This window comes from Halorussus rarus (genome assembly GCF_003369835.1).
GTDB lineage: Archaea > Halobacteriota > Halobacteria > Halobacteriales > Haladaptataceae > Halorussus > Halorussus rarus.
The window spans coordinates 228616-249403 of sequence record NZ_QPMJ01000002.1; the positions used below are offsets into that span (position 1 = coordinate 228616).

Below are 20788 nucleotides of genomic sequence, written 5' to 3' on the forward strand. Positions count from 1 at the left end.
CGGCGCGAAATAGTGGCCGCGCTGAGGCGACTCAATTGCACGCGACCGGGCGGCCCCTTTCAGTCCACCCGGACGGGATGGCATCGTTCGAGCGCATTCGCGTGAGTCGGTCGGGGCGGCTCTCTCTTCCAAACTTCCAGAGTCACCTGACGAGCGCCGCGTCGACCAGCGCGCGCTCGGCCTTCCGGAGCAGCGCCGACGCCGTGCTCTGGGTGCAGTCGAGCGCGTCGGCCACGTCGGCGAGTTCGGCCTCCCGGGGCACGTCGTAGTAGCCGAGGTCGCGGGCCGCCTCGACGGCCTCGAACTGCCGGGCCGTCAGCCGACCCGCCAGCGACCCCGGGAGGTGGTCGTGCTCGCTCACGCGGTCGACATCGACCGCGATCTCGTCGGGGAACTCCGCGACCACCTGCCGGAGTTCGTCGGGGTCGCCCAGCACAGTGAGCGCAATCTCGCCCTCCGGCCCGAAGACGACCGGCGGGACCACCACGACCCGGCGGGCCGCCAGCACCCCGAACCAGGCGTCGTCCTCCGGCCGGAGGTCCATGGCGACGTAGGCGTAGAACCGGTCGTCGTCTATCCGCGAGAGGTCGAATCGGCGGACAGCCTCGACCGCGTCGAGCGCCTCCCGGACCGCGTCGAGGTCGCCGACCACCAGCGAGAGGAAGTACTGGAGGCCCTCGTCCTCGTGAGTGTGCCACGAGAGCAGTTCCTCGCGGACGAAGTCGTCGCCCGGGGCGACCGGGTCGGGCACCGACAGTCGGAGCTCCGGCGGGAGCCGCAGGGTCACGTCGAGCGACTGCACGTCCCGAACGACGCGGGCCATCACTTAAAGGCACCAACTGCTTCGCGGCAACCGGCAGGCGCGTCCCCGCGCAATCGGTAGATATGAGCGACCTCGACCACCGCGACGCCGAGCGCGCCGCGCGAGAGCGACCGACCGAGTCCGCCGTCGGGTCGGCAGACCTGCCGCCCGGACCGTCCGGCCTCCCCGTCGTCGGGTCGACCCTCGCGGCGTCCCGGGACGGCCTCGGCTTCACCGGGTCGCTGGCGTCGTACGGCGACCTCGTCTCGTACCGCGCCTTCGGCACGGATTTCGTCGCCGTCTTCGACCCCAACGTCGTCGAGGCGGTGCTGGTCTCGCGCAGCGACGCCTTCCGGAAGGGCGACTTCGAGATGGCGTTCGGCGACCTGGTCGCGCCCGAGGGACTGGCGTTCGCCGAGGGCGAGCGCTGGCGGCGCCAGCGGACCGCGCTCCAGTCGGCGTTCGCGCCCGACCGCATCGCCTCCTACGCCGACGAGATGGTCGCGGGCACCGCCGCGCTGGCCGACGACTGGGCTAACGGGGAGGTCGTCGAACTCGGCGACGCCTTCGCCGGCCTGACGCTCCGCGTCCTGACGCGGGCGCTGTTCGGCGTCGACCTCGGTGCCGAGCGCGGGGCCGTGGTCCGCGAGGCGGTCGGGGCCATCGACGCGACGATGGACCGGTTCGGACTGCTGTCGTTCCTGCCCGAGTGGGTGCCGACGCCGACCGAGCGCCGCTACGACCGGGCGATGGCCGACCTCGACGCGCTCGTCGACGCGCTGATGACGGAGCGCGAGGACGACCCCGGCGACCGCGACGACCTGCTCACGCTGCTACTGGGAGCCGCGGACGCCGACGGGACCGGGATGGACCGCGAGGCGGTCCGCGACCAGCTCGTCACCTTCCTGTTCGCGGGCCACGAGACGACCGCGACCGCGCTGACCTACGCCTGCTGGCTGCTGGCGGGAGCTCCCGACGCGCGCCGGACGCTGGACGACGAACTCGACGCGGTCCTCGACGGTCGCGACCCCGAGTTCGGCGACCTGCCGGCGCTGGGCTACACCGAAGGCGTCGCGAAGGAGGCCCTGCGGCTCTACCCGCCAGTCTACGCGCTGTACCGCCAGCCCCGGGAACCGACGGTGCTCGGCGGCTACCGGATTCCCGCGGACGCGACGCTCCAGCTGGCCACCTACGGAATCCAGCGCGACGACAGATGGTGGGACGCGCCCGACGAGTTCCGTCCGGAGCGGTGGAGCAGCGGACCTGAGGGGACCGACCGCCCGGAGTACGCGTACTTCCCGTTCGGCGGCGGGCCGCGCCACTGCATCGGGATGCGGTTCGCGATGACCGAGCTGAAGCTGGCGCTCGCGACGCTCGCCAGCCGGGTCGAGTTCGAACGGGTCACGGCGACGCTGGACCCCTCGATGGGCCTGACGCTCGACCCAGGCCCGGTGGAGGTTCGAGTGCGGAGGAGAGACTAGGGACGGGACTCAGAACCGGTCGGTCCGGCCCGAGGCCGTCCACGGGTCGGTGGGCGCGCTCGTCGGGACCCGGGCGTCGCGGCCCCGGAGCCCGCGGAGTCGGCCCGCGAACGCCCACCGACGGTCGCGCCACGACTCCTCACCGTCGTCCGCTGCGGCGGCCGCCGCGGCCTCCTGGGCCCGGAGGTGGGCGCCGATGGCCGCGGCGATGGCGGCGGCCTCCTCGTCGGTCGCGTCGTCGGGGATGCGCAGGTCGCCGTCGGTCAGCGCGCCCGCGGCCGCGCCGGCGTCCCGCGAGTCGACGTCCTCGGCGTCGGCCTCGGACTCGCCGGCCTCCTCGGTGTGCGAGCTCGCCATGGCTCAGAGCGGGATGTTGCCGTGCTTCTTGTCGGGCTGCTCGTCGCGCTTGCTCGACAGCATCTCGAGGTCGTCGATCAGCCGCGGGCGTGTCTCGGGGGGTTCGAGCACGTCGTCGACGTAGCCGAGGTCCGCGACCGTGTAGGGGTTGGCGAACTGGTCGCGGTACTCGTCGATGAGCTCCTCCCGGCGGGCCTCGGGGTCGTCGGCCTCGGCGAGCTCGTCGTCGTAGAGGATGTTGACCGCGCCCTGGGGGCCCATGACCGCGATCTCGGCGGTGGGCCAGGCGTAGTTGACGTCGGCGCCGATGTGCTTGCTGGCCATCACGTCGTAGGCGCCGCCGTAGGCCTTCCGGGTGATGACGGTCATCAGGGGGACGGTGGCCTCAGAATAAGCGTACAGCAGCTTCGCGCCGTGACGGATGATACCGCCGTGCTCTTGGTCGGTGCCGGGCATGAAGCCGGGCACGTCGACGAACGTCAGGATGGGGACGTTGAACGAGTCGCAGAACCGGACGAACCGGGCGGCCTTCTCGGAGGCCTGGATGTCGAGCGTGCCGGCGTTGACCCGGGGCTGGTTGGCGACGATACCGATGGACCGGCCGTCGAGCCGGGCGAAGCCGATGACCATGTTCTTGGCGTACCCCTCCTGGACCTCGAAGAACGAGTCCTCGTCGACCACGCCGTCGATGACCCGCGTCATGTCGTAGGGCTTCTTGGGCTGGTCGGGGACGATGGACTTGAGCTCCTCGTCGCGGCGCTCGGGGTCGTCCCACGGCTCGACCCGCGGCGGGTCCTCGACGTTGTTCTGCGGGACGTACGACAGCAGTCGCCGGATGTCGTCGAGCGCCTCCTCCTCGCTCTTCTCGGCGAAGTGCGCGACCCCGGAGGTCGACTCGTGGGTCTTGGCGCCGCCGAGCTCCTCGAAGGTGACCTCCTCGCCGGTGACCGTCTCGATGACGTCCGGACCGGTGATGAACATGTGGCTGGTGTCCTCGACCATGAAGATGAAGTCCGTGATGGCCGGGGAGTACACCGCACCGCCGGCGCACGGACCCATGATGGCGGAGATCTGCGGGATGACGCCCGACGCCTCGGTGTTGCGCCGGAAGATCTCGGCGTAGCCGGCGAGCGACGAGACGCCCTCCTGGATGCGGGCGCCCGCCGAGTCGTTGAGGCCGATCACCGGCGCGCCGACCTCCATCGCCTTGTCCATCACCTTGCAGACCTTCTGGGCGAACACCTCGCCCAGCGACCCGCCGAAGACGGTGAAGTCGTGGGCGAACACGAACGTCTTCCGGCCGTTGACCTCGCCGTAGCCCGTGACGACGCCGTCGCCCTTGACCCGCTTCTCCTCCATGCCGAAGTTGTGACTTCGGTGGGTCCGGAGCTGGTCGAACTCGTTGAAGGTGCCGTCGTCGAGGAAGTAGTCGATGCGCTCGCGCGCAGTCATCTTGCCCCTGTCGTGCTGGGCCTCGATCCGGTCCTCGCCGCCGCCCTCCAGCGCCTCCTCGCGCAGGTCGCGCAGTTCGGCTATCTTGTCTTCCATCGTCATGGTCGTCGGTCCCTCCGATGGCGACTCATTGGGCGAGTTGAGGACTACTGGGCGGAAAAGGTTTCCTAAAAAGGAGCCCTTTGCTCGGGCTACCCGAGCAGCGAGACGCCCGCCAGCGCGAGCAGGTTCACCGCGAGCGTTCCGAGCAGGAAGAGGGGCAGAATCGTCCGCACGCTCCAGAGCCACGCCGGGCCGAGCGACCGGACGCCCGAGCCCGCGCCCTCGGAGAACTCGGCGACCGCGTCGGCGCCGAGCACCCACCCGACGAAGACGAGGAAGCCCGCGAGGCCCGCAGTCAGCATCAGGTCGACCAGCGTCCCGGAGACGAAGGTGAACAGCGCCGGCCGGAGCGCGTTGGCCGACCCGGTGACCAGGACGAGCCCCGAGAGCCCGAGGGTGGCGGCCCGGCGCGAGACGTCGTGCTCGTCGACGAGGTACGCCACCGGGATTTCGAGCATGCTGATCGACGAGGACAGCGCCGCGAGCACGATGACGCCGAAGAAGGTGATCGCGAGCACCTGGCCGAACGGGACCTGCGAGAACGCGCCCGCGAGGCTGACGAACAGCGCGCCGGGCCCGCCGCCGGCGGCCGGCCCCGCCAGTCCGCCGACCGTCGCGAACAGCAGCGGGAACACCACCAGGCCCGCGAGCACGCCGACGCCGGTGTTGAGCACCGCGATGGCGCCCCCGTCGAACGCGAGGCTGTGGTCCTCGTCCAGGTACGAGGCGTAGGTTATCATCGTCCCCACGCCCAGCGAGAGCGTGAACAGCGCCTGGCCGGCGGCCGCCCCGACAACGTCGAGGAGATTGGCCCGCAGGTACGCGCCGTCGAAGTCGAGGTAGAACGACAGGCCGGCGTCGGCGCCCGGCTGGGTCACGGCCCACCCCGCGAGCGCGATCAGCAGGACGACGATGGCGGGCATCATCACCTTGGTCGCCCTCTCGATGCCGTCCCGGACGCCGCCGACCACGACCAGTCCGGTGAGCGCGAGGAACGCGACGTGGAAGCCGACCGCGGAGGCGCCGAAGTCGATACTCTCGAAGTACGCTCCCGGCGATCCGAAGTACGCGCCGGTGAAGCTGACGAGGAAGTACCGGAGAATCCACCCGCCGACGACGCTGTAGAACGACAGCAGGACGACGGCGGTCGTGACCCCGAACAGCCCGACCGCGCCCCACGACTTCGACCCCGAGGAGAGCCGGTAGAGCGCGCCCGCCGGGTTGCGCTGCGAGCGGCGTCCGATGACGAACTCCGCGAGCAGTCCGGGGACACCGACTACCAGGATGATGCCCAGGTAGACGACCAGGAACGCGCTCCCGCCGTTCTCCGCGGTCATCCACGGGAAGCGCCAGACGTTGCCGAGGCCGACGGCGCTCCCGACCGCGGCCAGGATGAAGCCGAGCCGGGTGCGCCACGATTCGCGTGTCATTGCTACGCACTCACCAGGCGCGCGGTAAGAGGGTTTCGAGTTTGGAACCGTAGGTTCGAATATATAATCATTCTCGGCCGGAAATTCGCGGTTTGTCCGATGTCTCGCCGACCGCTCGGAGGAGGTTTGGTTACGATTCGTAGAATCCGGGCGAGAATACGGCGGTGCAGGCTACGAATCGTAACCGGAACCGCCGCTGGGGGCGATTCCGGGGGCTTCGCGAAACGGCTCGAAAACGAGGGCGGTCGACCGGCGTCGGCGCTAGAAGTACGCTCCGTTGGTCAGGCCGGTGTAGAGCGACTTGATGCCCAGGTAGAGCGTGACGGCGACCGCGATGGGCACGACGGTCCGGACCCACCACAGCCACCCGGTGGCGAACGACGAGCCGAGCGAGGAGCCCCGACCGAGTTCGTCGATCGACTCCACGTCGGCGATCCAGCCGACGAAGACCGCGAGCAGCAGCACCGAGATGGGGAGCAGGATGTTGAACACGAAGTCGTTGTAGAAGCCGAGCCACGACGTCCCGAACGTGGCGGGCACGCCGACGAGGCCGATGAGGACGCCCATCGCCACCGCGACCGGCGCGCGGCCGTAGCCGTAGTTCTCGCTGACGAACGACACCGGCACCTCCAGCAGGCTGATGGAACTGGAGAGGGCGGCGAACAGCAGGACGACGAAGAAGACGAACCCGATGATGCCGCCCGCCGGGAGGCTGCCGAACGCGCCGGCGAGCGCGACGAACGCCGTCCCGGCGCCGCCGCCGGCGCCCTCGGCCCCGCCCGTGGCGAACAGGATGGGGAAGACGACGAAGCCAGCGAGCAGCGCGACGAGGGTGTTGACGACCACGATGGCGCCGCCGTCGGCCGGCAGGCTGTCGTCCTCACCGAGGTACGACGAGTAGGCGATCATCACGCTGAACCCGAGCGAGAGCGTGAAGAACGCCTGTCCCATCGCGGGCGGGACGATGGACCAGAAGTTGTCGGCGAGGAGGCCGAAGTCCGGCGAGAGGTAGTAGCCGTACCCCGCGGACGCGCCGTCGAGGGTGGTCGCCCAGCCGGCGAGGCCGACGAGCAGGAGGAGGATGGCGGGGATCATGAACGTCGTCGCGCGCTCGATGCCGTCGGTGACGCCGGCCGCGACGATGCTGATGGTGATGACCATGAATACGGCGTGGGCCGCGATGGCGACGGGCCCGGAGGCGACGGAGGCGAAGTAGGTCCCGGCGTCGCCGAAGTACGCGCCGTTCGCGCTCCCGACGATGTAGTTGAGGACCCACCCGCCCACGACGCTGTAGAACGACAGCGTCACGAGCGATGAGAACACGCCGAGTCCGCCGGCGACCGACCACTGCCCGTAGCCGATGCTCCGGAACGCGGCGACCGGGTTCCGCTCGCCGCGCCGACCGATGACGAACTCGACCATCATCGTCGGGAAGCCGATGAGGACGACCGCGAGGAGGTAGACCACGAGGAACGCGGCGCCCCCGTTCGCCGCGGTCTGGAACGGGAACGACCAGATGTTCCCGAGCCCCACCGCGCTCCCGACCGCGGCGAAGATGAATCCGATTCGACTCGTCCAGGTTTCTCGTTCTGACATGGCGTACCACGGACTATCCGAACCGCGACTTAAAAACTGCCCGAAATCCGTCCAATCACCCCCGTTACTGGTCCGGATTTTTGGACATTTCACAGAAACTTTTTATGTGAAGGGATACCACCGCACACCGGCCGCGGTCGGTCGGGGCAGAGCGTTCGATCACGGCCGGGAGGACGCACTTCCGTCACGCGATTCGGGGCCGCCTACGGCGGCAGCGCGAGCGAATCGCTGGCCAGTTCCAGTTACGTGCCGAGTGTGGTTTCGTGGTGACGGCTCCACTACGCCTCGCCGTAGACGGGGACCGCCGCGCCGCTGGTGACCGAGGTGGCGTCCGAGCAGAGCGCGAGCATCGTCTCGGCGATGTCGGCGGGGTCGACCCACGCGTCGTGGTCGGCGTCGGGCATCATCTCGCGGTTCGCGGGCGTGTCGATGACGCTGGGCATGACCGCGTTGGCCCGGACCGCACCCTTCTCCTCCTCGGCGATGCTCTCGGTCAGCAGGCGGACGCCGGCCTTCGACGCCCGGTAGGGGGCGTCGCCCTCGCCGCCCTCCAGCGAGGCGCGGGCGCTGACGCTGACGATGGCGCCACGAGCGTCGTCACCGTCGCCAGCCCCGCCGTCGCCGTCGTCACCCGCGCCGTCGCCGCCCCCTCCGCCCTCACTGCTGCTCTCCCGGAGGTGGGGCAGCGCGTGCTTGGCGGCGAGGAACGTCGTCTTGAGGTTGACGTCGAACAGGAAGTCGAACGTGTCGGCGTCCGTCTCCGCGACCGGAGTGCCGCCGCGCCACGTCCCGGCGACGTTGATCAGGTAGTCGAGGCCGCCGTGGTCGTCGACGATCTCGGAAACCACGCGCTCGACGTCGGCCTCGTCGGTGAAGTCGCCCTCGTAGAAGTCGATGCGCTCGCCGGCGTCGAGTTCGGCGTCCTCGTCGTCGGGCGCCACCACGTCCGCGGCCGCGACGGTCGCACCCGCGTCCGCGAACGTCTCGCAGACCGCGCTGCCGAGCGCCCCGCTGGCGCCGGTGACCAGTACCACGCTGTCGCCGAAGTCGAAGCTGACGCTCATGGAAGCGGCGACGACGGACTCGACAATAAAGCCGGGGCCGGCCTACGGCTCGACGACCAGCTTGCCGAAGAAGCTGTTGTGCAGGACCGCCTCCTGGGCGTCGGCCGCCCGGTCGAGGTCGTACCGGTTCGAGATGCTTGGTTCGAGGTCGCCCGCCGCCAGCAGCCGCGACAGCTTCCCGAGCACCGCGGCGAAGTCGGGCGTGTTGAACATGCTCATCAGGTGGAGCTCCATCTCCCGGGACCTGGCCGCCGCGACGTTATCGAACCCGGCCTCGGGCTGCGTGTTGCCGATGCCGACGACCCGGACGCCCTGCCGGCCCACCTCGGCGTCGAGGTCGAGGTACTGGTCGAGCCGATGGTCGAGGACGACGTCCGGCCGGTCGGCCTCCACGACGGTCTCGGCCAGGTCGTCGCGGCCGTAATCGACGGTTACGTCGGCGCCCAGGTCCCCGAGTTGGTCGTGGTACTCCCTGGCAGCGGTGGTGACGACCCGGGCGCCCGTGGCGTCGGCGAGCTGGACCGCGACGTGGCCGACGCCGCCCGAGCCCCCGTGGATCAGGCAGGTCTCGGCCGGGTCGAGGCCGGCGTGGTCGACCAGCGCCCGCCACGCGGTCACGCCCACGAGCGCGACCGCCGCGCCCTCGGCGAAGTCGACGCCCTCCGGCAGGGGCGCGAGGCGGTCGGCCGGCGCGACCGCGTACTCGGCGTAGGTACCCTGGCGGTCGTTGCCGAGGCCGGTGCCGAACACCCGGTCGCCCTCGGCGAACTCGTCGACGTCCTCGCCGACGGCGTCGACGACGCCCGCGAGGTCCGACCCCGGAATCATCGGCAGTTCCGGAGGCTCGTAGCTGCCCTCCCGGAAGTAGGTGTCCACGGGGTTGACGCCCGCGGCCCGGACCGCGACCCGCACCTCCCCGGGGCCGGGGTCCGGTCGGTCGACCTCGTCGACTGTCAGCACGCTCGGTCCGCCGTGCTCGTGGTAGCGAACTGCTCGCATGGTCGGAGGGAGGGCGCCCCGGCGCATAAATGTGCGAGACGCGGGACGGGGCCGCCGGCGGTCGGGACGACTGACGACCGTGCGGTCGACCGCCCGGCGGACCCCGCCTAACGGCGGAAATCCGACGTTAACGGGCGGCGCCGGCGTTTAAGCTCCCGTATCTGACTTGATAGTCAGGTTATAACAAACCGGCTAGACGCAGAGGCTTCGCGGGAATGAGTTCGGAATCACGACGCGGGGAAAATCGAAGAGACGCGGCGCTGATGGCGGTACTGGTCGCGCTAGCGAGCGTGCTCGCGGGCGCGGGCGGCGCGGCCGCAGTCGCCGCCGAGGAGATAGGGACATCGGCGACAGACGCAACAGCTGCGCAGAACGGGGCGGACGTCACAGTTCCGCAGAACCGGGCGCAGGCCGGCGGCACGCTCTCGGGGACCATCGACCTCGCGAGCGCCGACACCGAGTTCGTCGGCGAGAGTTCGGAGGAAAAGGCCGGGTGGTCGCTGGCCAGCGTCGGCGACGTGAACGGCGACGGCCACGCCGACGTCCTGATCGGCGCGCCGTACAACGACGAGGGCGGCGACGACGCCGGCGCGGCGTTCCTGTTCTACGGGCCGGTCGACCGCGGCGACGTCGAACTCTCGGAGGCCGACGCGACCTTCGTCGGCGCCGCAGCGGGCGACAGAGCCGGCTACTCGGTCGCCGGCGGCGACCTGAACGGCGACGGCCACGCCGACCTCGTCGTCGGCGCGCCCGGCAACGACCGCGCCGCGACGGACGCCGGAGCCGCATACGTGATCTACGGCGGCGATTCGGTGACGGGAACGCACTCGCTCGCCGACGCCGACCTGGCGCTCGCGGGCGAGTCCGAGGAGGACAGGGCCGGCCTGTCTGTCGGCGTCGCGGCGAACCTGACGCGCGGCGACGGCGGCACGGTGCTGGTCGGCGCGCCCTACGAGGACGCCGGCGGCGACGACGCCGGCGCGGTCTACGCGGTCCTGGCCGCGGACGCGCCGACCGGGTGGGAGTCCCTCGACGACGCGAACGGGAAGTACCTCGGCGTGGAGGCGGGCGACAGAGCCGGCTGGTCGGTCGCCGACGCCGAGGACGCGAACGGCGACGGCTTCCACGAGATAGTCGCGGGCGCGCCGAGCGCCAACGCCAGCGCGCCGGACGCCGGCGCGGCCTACGTCGTCTCCGACGTGCTCTGGGCGGGCGACTCGGACCGCGACGGGGCGGGCACCGAGAGCCTCGCGGAAGCCGAGGCCCGACTCCTCGGCGAGGCGGCCGGCGACAGGGCCGGGTTCTCGGTCGCCACCGCGGGCGACGTGAACGACGACGGCCACGCAGACGTGCTGGTCGGCGCGCCGCGGAACGACGAGGCGGCCGAGAACGCGGGCGCGGCCTACGTCGTCCACGGCGAAGAGGGGCTGAGCGGCGACGTGAGCCTCGCGGACGCCGATTGGACGCTCCGAGGCGAAGCGGAGGACGACATGGCCGGGTGGGCGGTGTCCTCCGCCGGGTCCGGCGACGTCACCTGCGACGGCTACGCCGACGTCCTCGTCGGCGCGCCGTTCCACGACCCCGAGACCGGGAAGAACGCCGGTGCCGCCTACCTCGTCTACGGCGGGACCGGGGACCGGGACGCCAGCCTCGCGGACGCCGAAGCGACGCTGATCGGGGAGGAGAAGGGCGACCGCGCCGGTCGCGCGGTGTCGGACCTCGGCGACGCGACCGGCGACGGCCGCGAGGACGTCATGGTCGGCGCGCCGTACAACGACGACGGCGGCGAGGACGCGGGCGCGGCCTACCTCGTCCGCGGGAAGTGCCCCGTCGACGACGCGGAGACCACGACGACCACGACCACCGAGAAGGACGCCGAGGAACCGCTCCGCCCCGGGTTCGACTTCGACTGCGAGCGGGTCGCGGTCTGGGCCCACGACTACGACGCGGTGAAACTGACGTTCGCCGACGGGAGCGCCCAGAAGTTCACCGGCGACTACGAGGGGCGCCACACCTTCCAGGGGGTCGACGAGCACGACGACAAGGTCGTGAAGAAGGTCTACGTCTACCGGGGCGACGAGAAGGTCCACGAGGTGAATCCGCACTACGAGGACTGCATCGAGACGACGACGACCGAGGAGACGACCACCACGACCACCAAGGAGACCGAGACGACCACCGAAGAGACGACCACGACTACGACGAAGAAGACGCCCACGACGACCACCGAGAAAACGACGACCGAGACCCCGACGACAACTACCACGGAGGAGACGACGACCACGACGACCGAAACTACGACCACTACCAGCACGACGAAGGACACGACTACGACGACCACCACGACCGAGACGACAACCGAAGAAACGACGACCGAGGAGACGACCACGACAACGACTGAAGACACGACGACTACGACCGAGACCACGACAACCACCACGACTACGCCAACTGAGACGACGACAACGAAGGACACCACAACGACGACCACTACTACCACAGAAGAGACCACCACTACGACGACGACCACCACAACCACCACAACGACGACGGAGACGACTACGACGACCGAGAAGACTACTACTACGACCGAGGAGACGACCACGACCACTACGACAACGGAGACAACAACCACGACAACGACAACTACCACGACCACTACCACAACAGAGACGACGACCACGACCACCACAACCACAACTACGACCACCACGACTCAGGACGATCGCGGCGCGATCAGCTTCATTGCGTTCTGCGTCGAGGGCGGGGAGCAACAGGGCAACGACCCCTGTCCGGACGGCGAGAGCCTGCTGGTCAAGTTCAATTGGAACGGCAACGCCTTCGTCCCCGAGGGCGGCGACTCCGAGGGCGTGACGGTGACCGTGACCGAGTTCAAGGACGGCGACCCGAGCGAGCCGGTCGAGGCGACCTGGACCTCCCAGCAGGAGATCTCCACGGTCGTCGTCAAGTCGAGCACTGACGAATGCGAGTACCCCGGCGGGAACGGCGGCATCGTCGAGTCCTGCGGCCCGCCGCCCGGCCAGCAGTCCCAGGGCGACCCGACCGGCGTCGCCTTCGTCGGCGTCGCGGGCGCGGCAATCGCGCTGGCGCACCGCCGCGAGAGCCGGCAGCGGCGCGAGGAGTACGAGGCCCACGAGCAGGGCGGGCGGACCGAGTCGAGCGAGAACCGCGAGGAGTAGCCCGACGCTCAGAGGTAGTCGTCCAATTTCTCGGCGCTGAGTGCCAGATAATCGAAGTCGAAGGTGTACACCTCGACCGAGACCGTCCCGGTCCAGCCCTCGCGGAGGGGTGCCAGCGCGGTCTCGAAGTCCAGCGTCCCCGACCCCGTGGGGACGTGTTCGTCGGCGGCCTCGCGGGCGTCGTTGACGTGGACGTGCGAGACGCGGTCGCCCCGATTTTCCAGGAAGTCCGCGGTGGCCTCGGCGTCCAGCCCGTCGACGCGGGCGTGGCCGGTGTCGAGGGTCGCGGCGGCCTCGGTCTCTTCGAACACGCGGTCGAGGTGGTGGATCGTGAACGGGACGCCCGGCAGGTTCTCGACGCAGATCTCGATCCCGCGGTCGGCCGCGAACCGGTCGAGGATTCTGATCGAGTCGAGCAGGTGGGGCGCGATCTCCTCCAGGTCCCACTCGGGCGGGCCGGCGCTGGTGCCGGCGTGGAGCACTGCCTTCTCGGCGCCCATGTCGGCGGCGACCTCGATGCAGGCGCGCTGCTCGGCCAGCGCGCCCTCCCGGACCGGGTTCCGGGGCGACCCGATCTCGATGCCGACGAACGGGAGGTGGACCAGCAGGTCCAGTCCCTCCTCGGCCGCCGCCGACGCGACCGCGTTCGGGTCGAGGCGGGTGCGCTCGGTCGCACCGTCCATGTAGAGCTCCGCGAAGTCGAACCCGACGTCGGCCGCCTGCCCGAGCGCGTCCTCCCACGGCACCGCCCCGGTGTGAGTCTGGGTGACGTACCCCCGGCGGACGCCGTCGTCGGTCCCGTCGCTCACCTCGGGTCGCCTCCCCGCACCGGGCGCGCCGCCGCGCCGTCTTCGGCCGACGTGGCCGCGTCGACGAACCGCGTGAGGGCGCCGGCCGACGGGGCGACCAGCGACGGCTCGACGTCGCTGAGTTCGACCTCGGTCCGGGTCGCGTCGCCGGTCAGCACGCAGACCGACTCGCAGCCGACGTTCTCGGCGAGCGCGACGTCGGTCTCCAGTCGGTCGCCGACGACCGCGACGTCCGTCGGGGCGTACCCCTCCTCGTCGAGGACGTGGTCGATCATCTCGGCGTTGGGCTTGCCGAAGACGCGGGCGGGCGACCGGTCGGTCGCCCGCTCTATCATCGCGGCGATGGAGCCGGCGTCGGGAACGAACCCCTCGGCCGTCGGGCAGACGGTGTCCGGATGGGCCAGCAGGAATGTGGCGCCGTCGCGGACCGCGAGGGTCGCCTTCCGGGCCTTCTCGTAGGAGAGCTCCGTGTCGAATCCCACGACGACGTACTCGGGCGCGTCGGCGCCCGAGCCGGGGTCATCGACGACCGGGACCTCGCGGTCGGCCAGCGCCTCGCGCATCGTCTCCGTGCCGAGAACGTACGTCTCGCCGGCGTCGGCCGACCGGAGGTACTCCAGCACGCCGTCGGTCGAGAGCAGCACGTCCTCGGGCAGCGCCGAGACGCCGAGGTCCGAGAGCCGCTCGGCGTAGTCGTCCTTCCACTTCGAGGAGTTGTTGGTCAGGAAGTAGACGTCGACGTCCGCGGCCCGCAGCGCCTCGACGAGCCGGTCGGCGCCCTCGACGAGCTCGTCGTCGAGGTAGATGGTCCCGTCGAGGTCGAAGAAGATCGCCTCCTTGGTCGCGAGGTTCGAGAGCGCGCCGAACCGGAGGTCCGCCTCCGCGAGGTCGTCGGGGTCGTCGACCTCGAGCCAGTCGTACGAGCCGACCTCGACCGGCTCGACGTCGTGGGTCCGGTTCCGGACGACCTCGTCGATGGCGAGTTCGGTCCACTCGCCGTACTCCTCGTCGCGCTCGATGGTCCGGGTGATCTCGGCGAACAGCTTGCTCGAGAACGCCTCGGAGAACCGGTAGACGTCGTTGGAGATGCCGTGCGCCACGTCGGGGGGCACGTCCTTGGCGATGTGGCTCACGTGGCCGTCCTCGTCGACGGTGATCTTCATCGCCTCCTCGGAGTAGGTGTCGGGGTCGCACGCCACCGCGCTGTCGGCGTCGGCCGCCACGAGGTCGGCCAGCAGCCCGGGCTCGAAGACGGCGTCGCCGTTGCTCAGGACGAACGGCTCGCCCGCGACGGCCTCGCGGGTGCGGTACAGCGAGTACATGTTGTCCGTGTTCGCGTACACCTCGCTCTCGACGACCGACACGTCCAGGCCGGGGTGGGCGTCCGCGACCTCGTCGCAGAGCGCCCGGACGTCGTCCGCGAGGTAGCCGGCGACGACGGTCACGTCCGTCACGCCGGCCTCGGCGTAGGCCCGGAGCTGGCGCGCGAGCACGGGCGTCCCGCCGATGGAGACGCAGCTTTTCGGTTCGTGGAGCGTGAGAGGGCGTAGACGAGACCCGATGCCGGCAGCTAAGATGACTCCTTTCATAGCAACACTGCACCATACCAGCACGTAGACGTCAATAACCTTGATGGCCTCAATATATCCGCTTCACGAGTGAAATAAAACAGGTAAGCGAAGAGGCAGAACGGCCACAGCTCGAAACAGCCGATGCGGCCGACCTCAGGGCTCGGAGTCGGCGTCGGCGACCGCGCCGGCGTCGGACGTGTCGCCGAACTGGAGGACGCCGGGGTAGTCGGCGATGACGCCGTCGACGCCGGCTCGCCGGAGCTGGTCGGCCTCGTACCACCGGTCGACGGTCCAGGCGTTGACCGCCCGGCCCTCCTCGTGGGCGGCCGCCACGATGTCGATGTCCTCGTAGGGGCCGAGCGAGCCGTACTCCGCGTTGAACAGCGGCGTCCCCGCGATCATGTTCCACGGCGGGTGGACCGCCTCGGCGTCGTACCGCCGCGCGACCTCCATCCCGTCGGCGATGGAGTCGGCCAACACGACCGCCACCGGAACGGAGGGGTCGACCTCGCGGACCGCCGCCAGGGCGCCCTCCGCGAACGACGAGACCAGCACGTCGTGGTCGTACGCCGCGAGCGCGTCGAGGACGTCCGCTGCGAACTCGCGCCAGAGGTCGGTCTGCTCGTCGCGGTCCTCGGGGGGAAGGTTCTCGCGCGGTCGAATCTCGGCCGAGCCCGGGTTCTTGAACTCGACGTTGACGCCGACCGCCGGGGGAAGCGCGTCGAGGACGTCCGCCAGGGTCGGAACCGGCTCGCCGGTGCCCAGGACCTCGAGGTCCGCGAGGGTCTCGTACGGCGTCTCCCACACCTTCCGGTCGGCGAGGTCGTCGGGGGCGTCGGTGAGTCGGCCGAGGTCGTAGTCGTGGAACGCGACGATCTCGCCGTCGGCGGTCGGCATCACGTCCACCTCGACCATCTCGGGCGGGCCGCCGAGCGCCGAGGTCGCCGTCGCCTGTTCGACCGCGGCCACCGTGTTCTCGGGGTAGACGCCCGCGAATCCGCGGTGCGCGATGAGCGATACGTCGGTGCTGTCGGTCGTCGCCTGCCGGGTCGTTGCGCTCGTTCGTTCCATAGTGTGCGGTGGCGCTTCCGGGGACCGGAGGAAGCACCGCTGCCACCCTTGGCCGGGGGTTTCGACCTGCCGGACTTCAACTTTTCTCTCTGAATATACATACCGGTACGGAACGGCATAGAGACGACAGACGTCGCCCGAAACTACGTAGTCGACCGCCCTCACCGACTTTCGGCGTTCCGGACCGCGAGGCGCCGCCGGACGAGTCGGGCCACCGCCGCCGACCGCGAGGTCGGGGGCGCGCAGCCGGTCGAACGACCGGAATCTGTGGTTGCCTTGCCCTCCGGAGATTTCGTTCCTCCCACGGTCGCCGGGTCGGCCCCGAGGAGTCGCTCGCGAACCGCCGCGCGACGGTCGGCGTCGGGGTCGTCGGTCGGGTCGAGCGCCCGGTCGAGGCCCGCCAGCAGGCCGTCGAACGTCCGGGCGACCGGGCCCGGGGCGACCGACTCGTAGTCGAAGTAGAACCCGCGGCGGGCGCGGTACTCGTCGAGGTCGTAGGCGTGGAAGACGACCGGCCGGTCGAGCAGGAGGTAGTCGAAGTAGATCGACGAGTAGTCGGTGACCAGCGCGTCGGCGTGCCGGAGGAACGGGTAGACGTCGGCCCCTTCGGGTAATTGGACCACCTGCCGGAGGCCGTCCGGGAGGGCGACGGTGTCGCGGGGATGGGTCTTGACGACGAGCGTCGCGGCGCGCTCGGCGAGGAACGCGTCGAGGGCATCGAAATCGAGGCGGTCGGCGGGCGACTCGTCGGTCCACTCCCGGAACGTCGGGAGGTAGAAGACCAGCGACTGGTCCGTTGCGAGGGCGCGGATGCGCGCCAGCGCGCCGCCGTCGAGGCCGATCCCCTCGCCCGGAATCGGCCCGAAGAGCGCGTCGTTTCGCGGATACCCCGCGAGCACCATGCGGTGACGGTCGATGCGAAGCCCCGACGCGAAGGCGTCGGCCACGCCCGCGCCGGGAACGGTGAGGAGGTCGAACTCCCCCGCCATGTCGGCGTGGCCCGCCCGGACCGCCGCCGGGAGGTCCCGGAAGCCGGCGTCCCACGAGATGCGCTTGAGGGGGACGCCGTGCCAGAGCAGGACGGTGAACGCGCCCGCGGTGGCGGGCATCGCGAGGTCGCGGTGGCCCTGCGTCAGGAAGACGGCGCCCGCCCGGAGCGTGAGCAGGAGGCCGCGGGGCGAGCAGGAGCGGTACGCCTCGAAGCCCGCCGCCTGGAGGGTGCGCACGACGTCTGGGTCCTTCGAGAGCCAGACCGGCCGGATTTCGGGATGGTCGGCAGCCACGTGGAGGAAGAGGTACTTGGCGTTGTCCGCGAACGCCGACCCGCCGCGCGCGCCGAAGACCCACAGCGAACTGTCGCGGTCGAACGGCACCGCTGCCGGGTCGATGCCCGACACCCGGTCGCGGACGGAGTCGGCGGCCGCGACTCCGCGGAACAAGCCCCACTGAGCGAGAAACGACCCGTGGCCCGCGAGCGACGACCCTTCGCTCGCGGCGGCCGCGAGCGCTCGGACCGCCGCGGAAGCGCGCTCGGTCGGTTCGGCGACGCGCCCGGTCAGGTCCATCGGTCCGTCTCTGCGGTCGGCGGCACTCGGAGAATCATCGTCCCCACGAACGAGACGCGCCGACAAAAAGGCCGTCCGGTGTGCGTCACGTCGTCCCGCGGGCCGCGTTCTGAGACGCGCGGGCGAACCGGCCCGCGGGTGACCGGGTACCGCGGTACCGAGTACCCGTCGGCGACCGAATATCGTGTTACCGAGCACCCCGCTGGCGACCGGGCATCGTGTCACCGAGTACCGCGAGACGCGTTCTCGGTGGATTCGGGCTTTAGCAGGCCTTATAACCGCAGACCCGCCACACGGAGTCAATGAGCTACAAGATCGGTCTCGTGGGCAAGCCCTCGGTGGGCAAGTCCACGTTCTTCAACGCCGCGACGATGAACGACGTCCCGGAGGGCGCCTACCCGTTCACGACCATCGACCCCGCCGTCGGCGAGGCGTACGTCCGGGTCGACTGCGCCGCCCCGGAGTTCGACGAGGAGTGCACGCCCAACGTCGGCTTCTGCGAGGACGGCACCCGGTTCGTCCCGACCAAGCTCGTCGACGTGGCGGGACTGATCCCCGGCGCCCACGAGGGCGCGGGCCTGGGCAACCAGTTCCTCACCGACCTCAACGAGGCCGACGTGCTGGTCCACGTCGTCGACTTCTCGGGCACCACCGACGTCGAGGGCGAACCCACCGAAGGCCACGACCCCCGCGAGGACATCGACTTCCTCGAGGACGAGCTCGACATGTGGTACCTCGAAGTGCTGGAGAAGGGCATCCGGCGCTACGAGAGCGGCTACGACGGCAACGACGACGACATCGAGGTCGAACTGGCCGAGCAGATGAGCGCGTTCCGGACCAACAAGGACGAGATCAAGCGCGAGATCCTGTCGCTCGGCCTCGACCTCGACCCCGCGACCTGGGACGACGCGGACCGCGAGGAACTGGCCCGCGAGATCCGCAAGACGACCAAGCCGATGGTCGTCGCCGCGAACAAGATGGACACCCCCGAGGCGCAGGCGAACTTCGAGGAGATCGCGAGCGACCCCGCGTACGACCACCTGACGGTCGTCCCCGTCTCGGCCCACGCCGAGAAGGCGCTGAAGAAGGCCGACGAGCAGGGCGCGGTCGACTACCGACCCGGCGACGCCGACTTCGAGATCGTGAGTGACGTCTCGGGCGAGCAGCGCGAGGGCCTCGACGCCATCGAGTCGTTCGTCGCGGAGTTCGAGGGCACCGGCGTCCAGCGCGCGCTCGAGACCGCGCTGTTCGACGAACTCGGCGTCGTCCCCGTCTTCCCGGGCGGCGCGAACGGCCTCGGCAACGAGAACGGCGAGGTGCTGCCCGACTGCTTCCTGCTGCCCGAGGGCGCGACCGCCGAGGAGTTCGCCCACCACATCCACTCGGACCTCGGCGAGGGCTTCCTCCACGGCATCGACTGCCGGAGCGACCGGCAGGTGGGCGCCGACCACCGGCTCGACGACCGCGACGTCATCGACATCGTCTCGACGAACTGACCGGGACTGCGCCGCGACCCGGAACGTTTCGGCGGATTGACTCGCTCCGACCGATTAATGATGTCGGACGACGAGCCAGCCCGCATGGGGCAGCAGCACCGGTTCAACGGCGACGCCGGCGTCCTCCACCGCCGGGCGGTCAGGACCCCGCTCCCCGACGAGGAGGCCGAGCGGGTGTTCCACGAGAACATGATGACCGTGGCCGACGCCCGCGAGCGCAAGGCCGACCTGCTGGCCGACCCCGACGTCTCGGTGCTGGACGCCTTCGAGACCGAGTACGAGCGGGTCGCCGAGAGCTTCGAGCGCCGGCTCCGCCGGACCGCGGGCGACGACTACGAGGGCGCGGCGATGGCGTACAATCGCGGCGAGCGCGACGACCGGGTCGGCGAACTCGCCGCGTACTACTACGAGGGCCTGTGGCGGATGCAGCAGCGGACCACCGTCACCGACATGCTGTTCTTCCCGGTCATCTGCCGGTACCCCGACAGCTTCACGACGAACGTCCGGTTCGCCAGCGGGTACGTCACCGACGAGTCGGTGGTGTACGAGTCGCCCGCGCACCTCTCGGAGGAACTGGACGCCGACCACGCCGAGACTTACTACGCCGAGAGCCGGTACACCCAGAAGCGGGCGGCCGAGTACATCAGGGAGACCGCCCATATCATCCGCGAGGAGTTCCCCCATCCGGACGAGTCCTCGTCCGCGGAGCGCGAGTACGGCGGCATCGTCTCGGCGGGCGGGCGGCAGGGGTCGGTCTTCTCGGCGATGCTGAAGCGCGTCGACCCGGACCCCGACCGGTTCGACGACCCGGTCGAGGCGCCGACCCTGGTCCGGGAGGGCGAAGCGGCCCGACGCACCGAGCGGGAGCTGCTCCCGGACGGCGAAGTGCTCGTCTGACCCGACAGGTCCGGACTCGGTCGGGAGAGCCCTGCCGGCGCCCCGGTCGCGCCGTCCGGCCGGCGCGTTAAATTCGTCCGACACGTTTTTCGTGCGACCCCGAGAAGCGACCGTATGGCCGGAGACGCGCGCTGTCCCGACTGCGACGTGTCGCTCGAGGAGGCCGACCTCTTCACCGGGACGGGCGAGTTCCGGGTTCGAACCGACGCCGAGGGCGACGACGTGTTGGCCGCGGTCGGCGTCGCGACGACGCTCGACGTGACCCCGCGGCGCTGTCCGGAGTGCGGCCTCGTCCGCCTGTACGCCGAGGAGTAGCCGTCGGCGCGACGGTCGCGAACCGGACGAAGCGGCGGTGCGAGGTCGGCGCAGGCGACGCGGCACGGAGTCGGCGTTCTGATACTACGCTTGCGCGGGTCGAATCCGGGGTGCGCCACGCCGGGACCGCCGGGAGGAGGTCACCGGGGGTCGGCGTTCTCGCTCGGGTCCGAGGGGTCGAGCAGGCCGCGTCGGGCGGCCACGTCGAGGGGGACGCTGCTCGCCCGGGGCGAGAGCGTCACCGTGTTGGTCACGGCGTCGAGTTCTATCAGTTCCGCGTCGAGCAGTTTCGGGAGGTGGACGTGGTGAAGACCGACGAGTGACGCCGCGTCGTCGGTCGCGGGCGGCCCGGTCGCGCCGGAGGAGTCCGCCTCCACGACGCCGATCTCGGCGGCCAGGTCGGTGACCGGGACCGGGTGCGGGTGGCCCAGCAGGTGGCGGAGGACGATTCTGCGGTGGGGGTGGGAGAGCGTGCTGTACAGGACGTCGAGGTAGTCGTCGGTCGCGGTGTCGTTGGGACTCATCATCGCGGACAGTACCGAAGAGCGGCCGGACTGGGAAGGCAGTGTCTTTGAGTGATA

Annotated in this window: 17 protein-coding genes; 5 read left to right on the forward strand and 12 right to left on the reverse strand. The window is 70.3% G+C overall.

Features of this window, described 5'->3' with window-relative positions; all coding sequences use genetic code 11:
- Positions 1-142: 142 nt before the first annotated feature.
- Positions 143-823: a helix-turn-helix domain-containing protein gene (locus DVR07_RS09400; protein ID WP_193570124.1), complete on the reverse strand. Its 681-nt coding sequence runs from the start codon at positions 821-823 to the stop codon at positions 143-145.
- Between the two features lie 62 nt (positions 824-885).
- On the opposite strand from DVR07_RS09400, the gene DVR07_RS09405 reads away from it, so the two are divergent.
- Complete coding sequence (locus DVR07_RS09405) at positions 886-2283, forward strand: cytochrome P450 (protein ID WP_115796688.1); 1398 nt, start codon at positions 886-888, stop codon at positions 2281-2283.
- Positions 2284-2292: 9 nt separating this feature from the next.
- Here DVR07_RS09405 and DVR07_RS09410 read toward each other — a convergent pair whose 3' ends face one another.
- The 6 genes from DVR07_RS09410 to DVR07_RS09435 all read right to left on the reverse strand — a co-directional run bounded on the left by DVR07_RS09410 (position 2293) and on the right by DVR07_RS09435 (position 9283).
- On the reverse strand, positions 2293-2640 hold the full coding sequence (locus DVR07_RS09410; RefSeq protein ID WP_115796690.1) for a hypothetical protein: 348 nt from the start codon (positions 2638-2640) through the stop codon (positions 2293-2295).
- A 3-nt stretch (positions 2641-2643) separates the two neighbouring features.
- Entirely contained in the window at positions 2644-4188 is a 1545-nt protein-coding gene (locus tag DVR07_RS09415; RefSeq protein WP_115796692.1) for an acyl-CoA carboxylase subunit beta, read from the reverse strand.
- Between the two features lie 95 nt (positions 4189-4283).
- The gene (locus DVR07_RS09420; protein WP_115796694.1) at positions 4284-5624 is read right to left on the reverse strand and encodes a sodium-dependent transporter; all 1341 of its coding nucleotides are present in this window, start codon (positions 5622-5624) and stop codon (positions 4284-4286) included.
- Between the two features lie 261 nt (positions 5625-5885).
- Positions 5886-7220 (reverse strand): sodium-dependent transporter, encoded by a 1335-nt coding sequence (locus DVR07_RS09425; RefSeq protein WP_115796695.1) that lies wholly within the window; start codon positions 7218-7220, stop codon positions 5886-5888.
- A 278-nt stretch (positions 7221-7498) separates the two neighbouring features.
- Positions 7499-8284 carry an SDR family NAD(P)-dependent oxidoreductase gene (locus DVR07_RS09430; RefSeq protein ID WP_115796698.1) on the reverse strand — a complete coding sequence of 262 codons (786 nt, stop codon included), beginning with the start codon at positions 8282-8284 and terminating at the stop codon, positions 7499-7501.
- A gap of 42 nt (positions 8285-8326) precedes the next feature.
- Complete coding sequence (locus DVR07_RS09435) at positions 8327-9283, reverse strand: NADPH:quinone reductase (RefSeq protein ID WP_115796700.1); 957 nt, start codon at positions 9281-9283, stop codon at positions 8327-8329.
- Between the two features lie 263 nt (positions 9284-9546).
- Here DVR07_RS09435 and DVR07_RS09440 point away from each other — a divergent pair, with 263 nt between their 5' ends.
- Positions 9547-12483 (forward strand): integrin alpha, encoded by a 2937-nt coding sequence (locus DVR07_RS09440; protein ID WP_162829497.1) that lies wholly within the window; start codon positions 9547-9549, stop codon positions 12481-12483.
- Between the two features lie 8 nt (positions 12484-12491).
- On the opposite strand, the gene DVR07_RS09445 is transcribed toward DVR07_RS09440, so the two are convergent.
- The 4 genes from DVR07_RS09445 to DVR07_RS09460 form a co-directional block, all read right to left on the reverse strand.
- A complete protein-coding gene (locus DVR07_RS09445; RefSeq protein ID WP_115796704.1) occupies positions 12492-13292 on the reverse strand; it encodes a sugar phosphate isomerase/epimerase family protein in 801 nt (266 codons plus the stop codon).
- On the reverse strand, positions 13289-14881 hold the full coding sequence (locus DVR07_RS09450) for an HAD-IIA family hydrolase (RefSeq protein ID WP_115796706.1): 1593 nt from the start codon (positions 14879-14881) through the stop codon (positions 13289-13291). Before DVR07_RS09450 ends, DVR07_RS09445 begins: the two co-directional genes overlap by 4 nt.
- Before the next feature lie 135 nt (positions 14882-15016).
- Positions 15017-15934: a glycerophosphodiester phosphodiesterase gene (locus DVR07_RS09455; protein WP_115796707.1), complete on the reverse strand. Its 918-nt coding sequence runs from the start codon at positions 15932-15934 to the stop codon at positions 15017-15019.
- Between the two features lie 161 nt (positions 15935-16095).
- Positions 16096-17499 (reverse strand): CDP-glycerol glycerophosphotransferase family protein, encoded by a 1404-nt coding sequence (locus DVR07_RS09460; protein WP_115796709.1) that lies wholly within the window; start codon positions 17497-17499, stop codon positions 16096-16098.
- A 302-nt stretch (positions 17500-17801) separates the two neighbouring features.
- Between DVR07_RS09460 and DVR07_RS09465 the strand changes: the two genes are divergently transcribed.
- The 3 genes from DVR07_RS09465 to DVR07_RS09475 all read left to right on the forward strand — a co-directional run bounded on the left by DVR07_RS09465 (position 17802) and on the right by DVR07_RS09475 (position 20207).
- Positions 17802-18995: a redox-regulated ATPase YchF gene (locus tag DVR07_RS09465; RefSeq protein WP_115796711.1), complete on the forward strand. Its 1194-nt coding sequence runs from the start codon at positions 17802-17804 to the stop codon at positions 18993-18995.
- 84 nt (positions 18996-19079) lie between these two features.
- Complete coding sequence (locus DVR07_RS09470; protein WP_115798304.1) at positions 19080-19892, forward strand: hypothetical protein; 813 nt, start codon at positions 19080-19082, stop codon at positions 19890-19892.
- Positions 19893-20006: 114 nt separating this feature from the next.
- Positions 20007-20207 carry a hypothetical protein gene (locus tag DVR07_RS09475; RefSeq protein WP_115796713.1) on the forward strand — a complete coding sequence of 67 codons (201 nt, stop codon included), beginning with the start codon at positions 20007-20009 and terminating at the stop codon, positions 20205-20207.
- A gap of 140 nt (positions 20208-20347) precedes the next feature.
- Here the strand turns inward: DVR07_RS09475 and DVR07_RS09480 are convergent, their stop codons facing one another.
- Entirely contained in the window at positions 20348-20731 is a 384-nt protein-coding gene (locus tag DVR07_RS09480; RefSeq protein WP_162829498.1) for a DUF7344 domain-containing protein, read from the reverse strand.
- Positions 20732-20788: the final 57 nt, after the last annotated feature.

What these genes read in the sequence shown, in the direction of transcription:
- DVR07_RS09400 (WP_193570124.1), bottom strand. Translation starts at nt 823, where the DNA reads ATGGCCCGCGTCGTTCGGGACGTGCAGTCGCTCGACGTGACCCTGCGG.
- DVR07_RS09405 (WP_115796688.1), top strand. Translation starts at nt 886, where the DNA reads ATGAGCGACCTCGACCACCGCGACGCCGAGCGCGCCGCGCGAGAGCGA.
- DVR07_RS09410 (WP_115796690.1), bottom strand. Translation starts at nt 2,640, where the DNA reads ATGGCGAGCTCGCACACCGAGGAGGCCGGCGAGTCCGAGGCCGACGCC.
- DVR07_RS09415 (WP_115796692.1), bottom strand. Translation starts at nt 4,188, where the DNA reads ATGGAAGACAAGATAGCCGAACTGCGCGACCTGCGCGAGGAGGCGCTG.
- DVR07_RS09420 (WP_115796694.1), bottom strand. Translation starts at nt 5,624, where the DNA reads ATGACACGCGAATCGTGGCGCACCCGGCTCGGCTTCATCCTGGCCGCG.
- DVR07_RS09425 (WP_115796695.1), bottom strand. Translation starts at nt 7,220, where the DNA reads ATGTCAGAACGAGAAACCTGGACGAGTCGAATCGGATTCATCTTCGCC.
- DVR07_RS09430 (WP_115796698.1), bottom strand. Translation starts at nt 8,284, where the DNA reads ATGAGCGTCAGCTTCGACTTCGGCGACAGCGTGGTACTGGTCACCGGC.
- DVR07_RS09435 (WP_115796700.1), bottom strand. Translation starts at nt 9,283, where the DNA reads ATGCGAGCAGTTCGCTACCACGAGCACGGCGGACCGAGCGTGCTGACA.
- DVR07_RS09440 (WP_162829497.1), top strand. Translation starts at nt 9,547, where the DNA reads ATGGCGGTACTGGTCGCGCTAGCGAGCGTGCTCGCGGGCGCGGGCGGC.
- DVR07_RS09450 (WP_115796706.1), bottom strand. Translation starts at nt 14,881, where the DNA reads ATGAAAGGAGTCATCTTAGCTGCCGGCATCGGGTCTCGTCTACGCCCT.
- DVR07_RS09455 (WP_115796707.1), bottom strand. Translation starts at nt 15,934, where the DNA reads ATGGAACGAACGAGCGCAACGACCCGGCAGGCGACGACCGACAGCACC.
- DVR07_RS09460 (WP_115796709.1), bottom strand. Translation starts at nt 17,499, where the DNA reads ATGGACCTGACCGGGCGCGTCGCCGAACCGACCGAGCGCGCTTCCGCG.
- DVR07_RS09465 (WP_115796711.1), top strand. Translation starts at nt 17,802, where the DNA reads ATGAGCTACAAGATCGGTCTCGTGGGCAAGCCCTCGGTGGGCAAGTCC.
- DVR07_RS09470 (WP_115798304.1), top strand. Translation starts at nt 19,080, where the DNA reads ATGGGGCAGCAGCACCGGTTCAACGGCGACGCCGGCGTCCTCCACCGC.
- DVR07_RS09475 (WP_115796713.1), top strand. Translation starts at nt 20,007, where the DNA reads ATGGCCGGAGACGCGCGCTGTCCCGACTGCGACGTGTCGCTCGAGGAG.
- DVR07_RS09480 (WP_162829498.1), bottom strand. Translation starts at nt 20,731, where the DNA reads ATGAGTCCCAACGACACCGCGACCGACGACTACCTCGACGTCCTGTAC.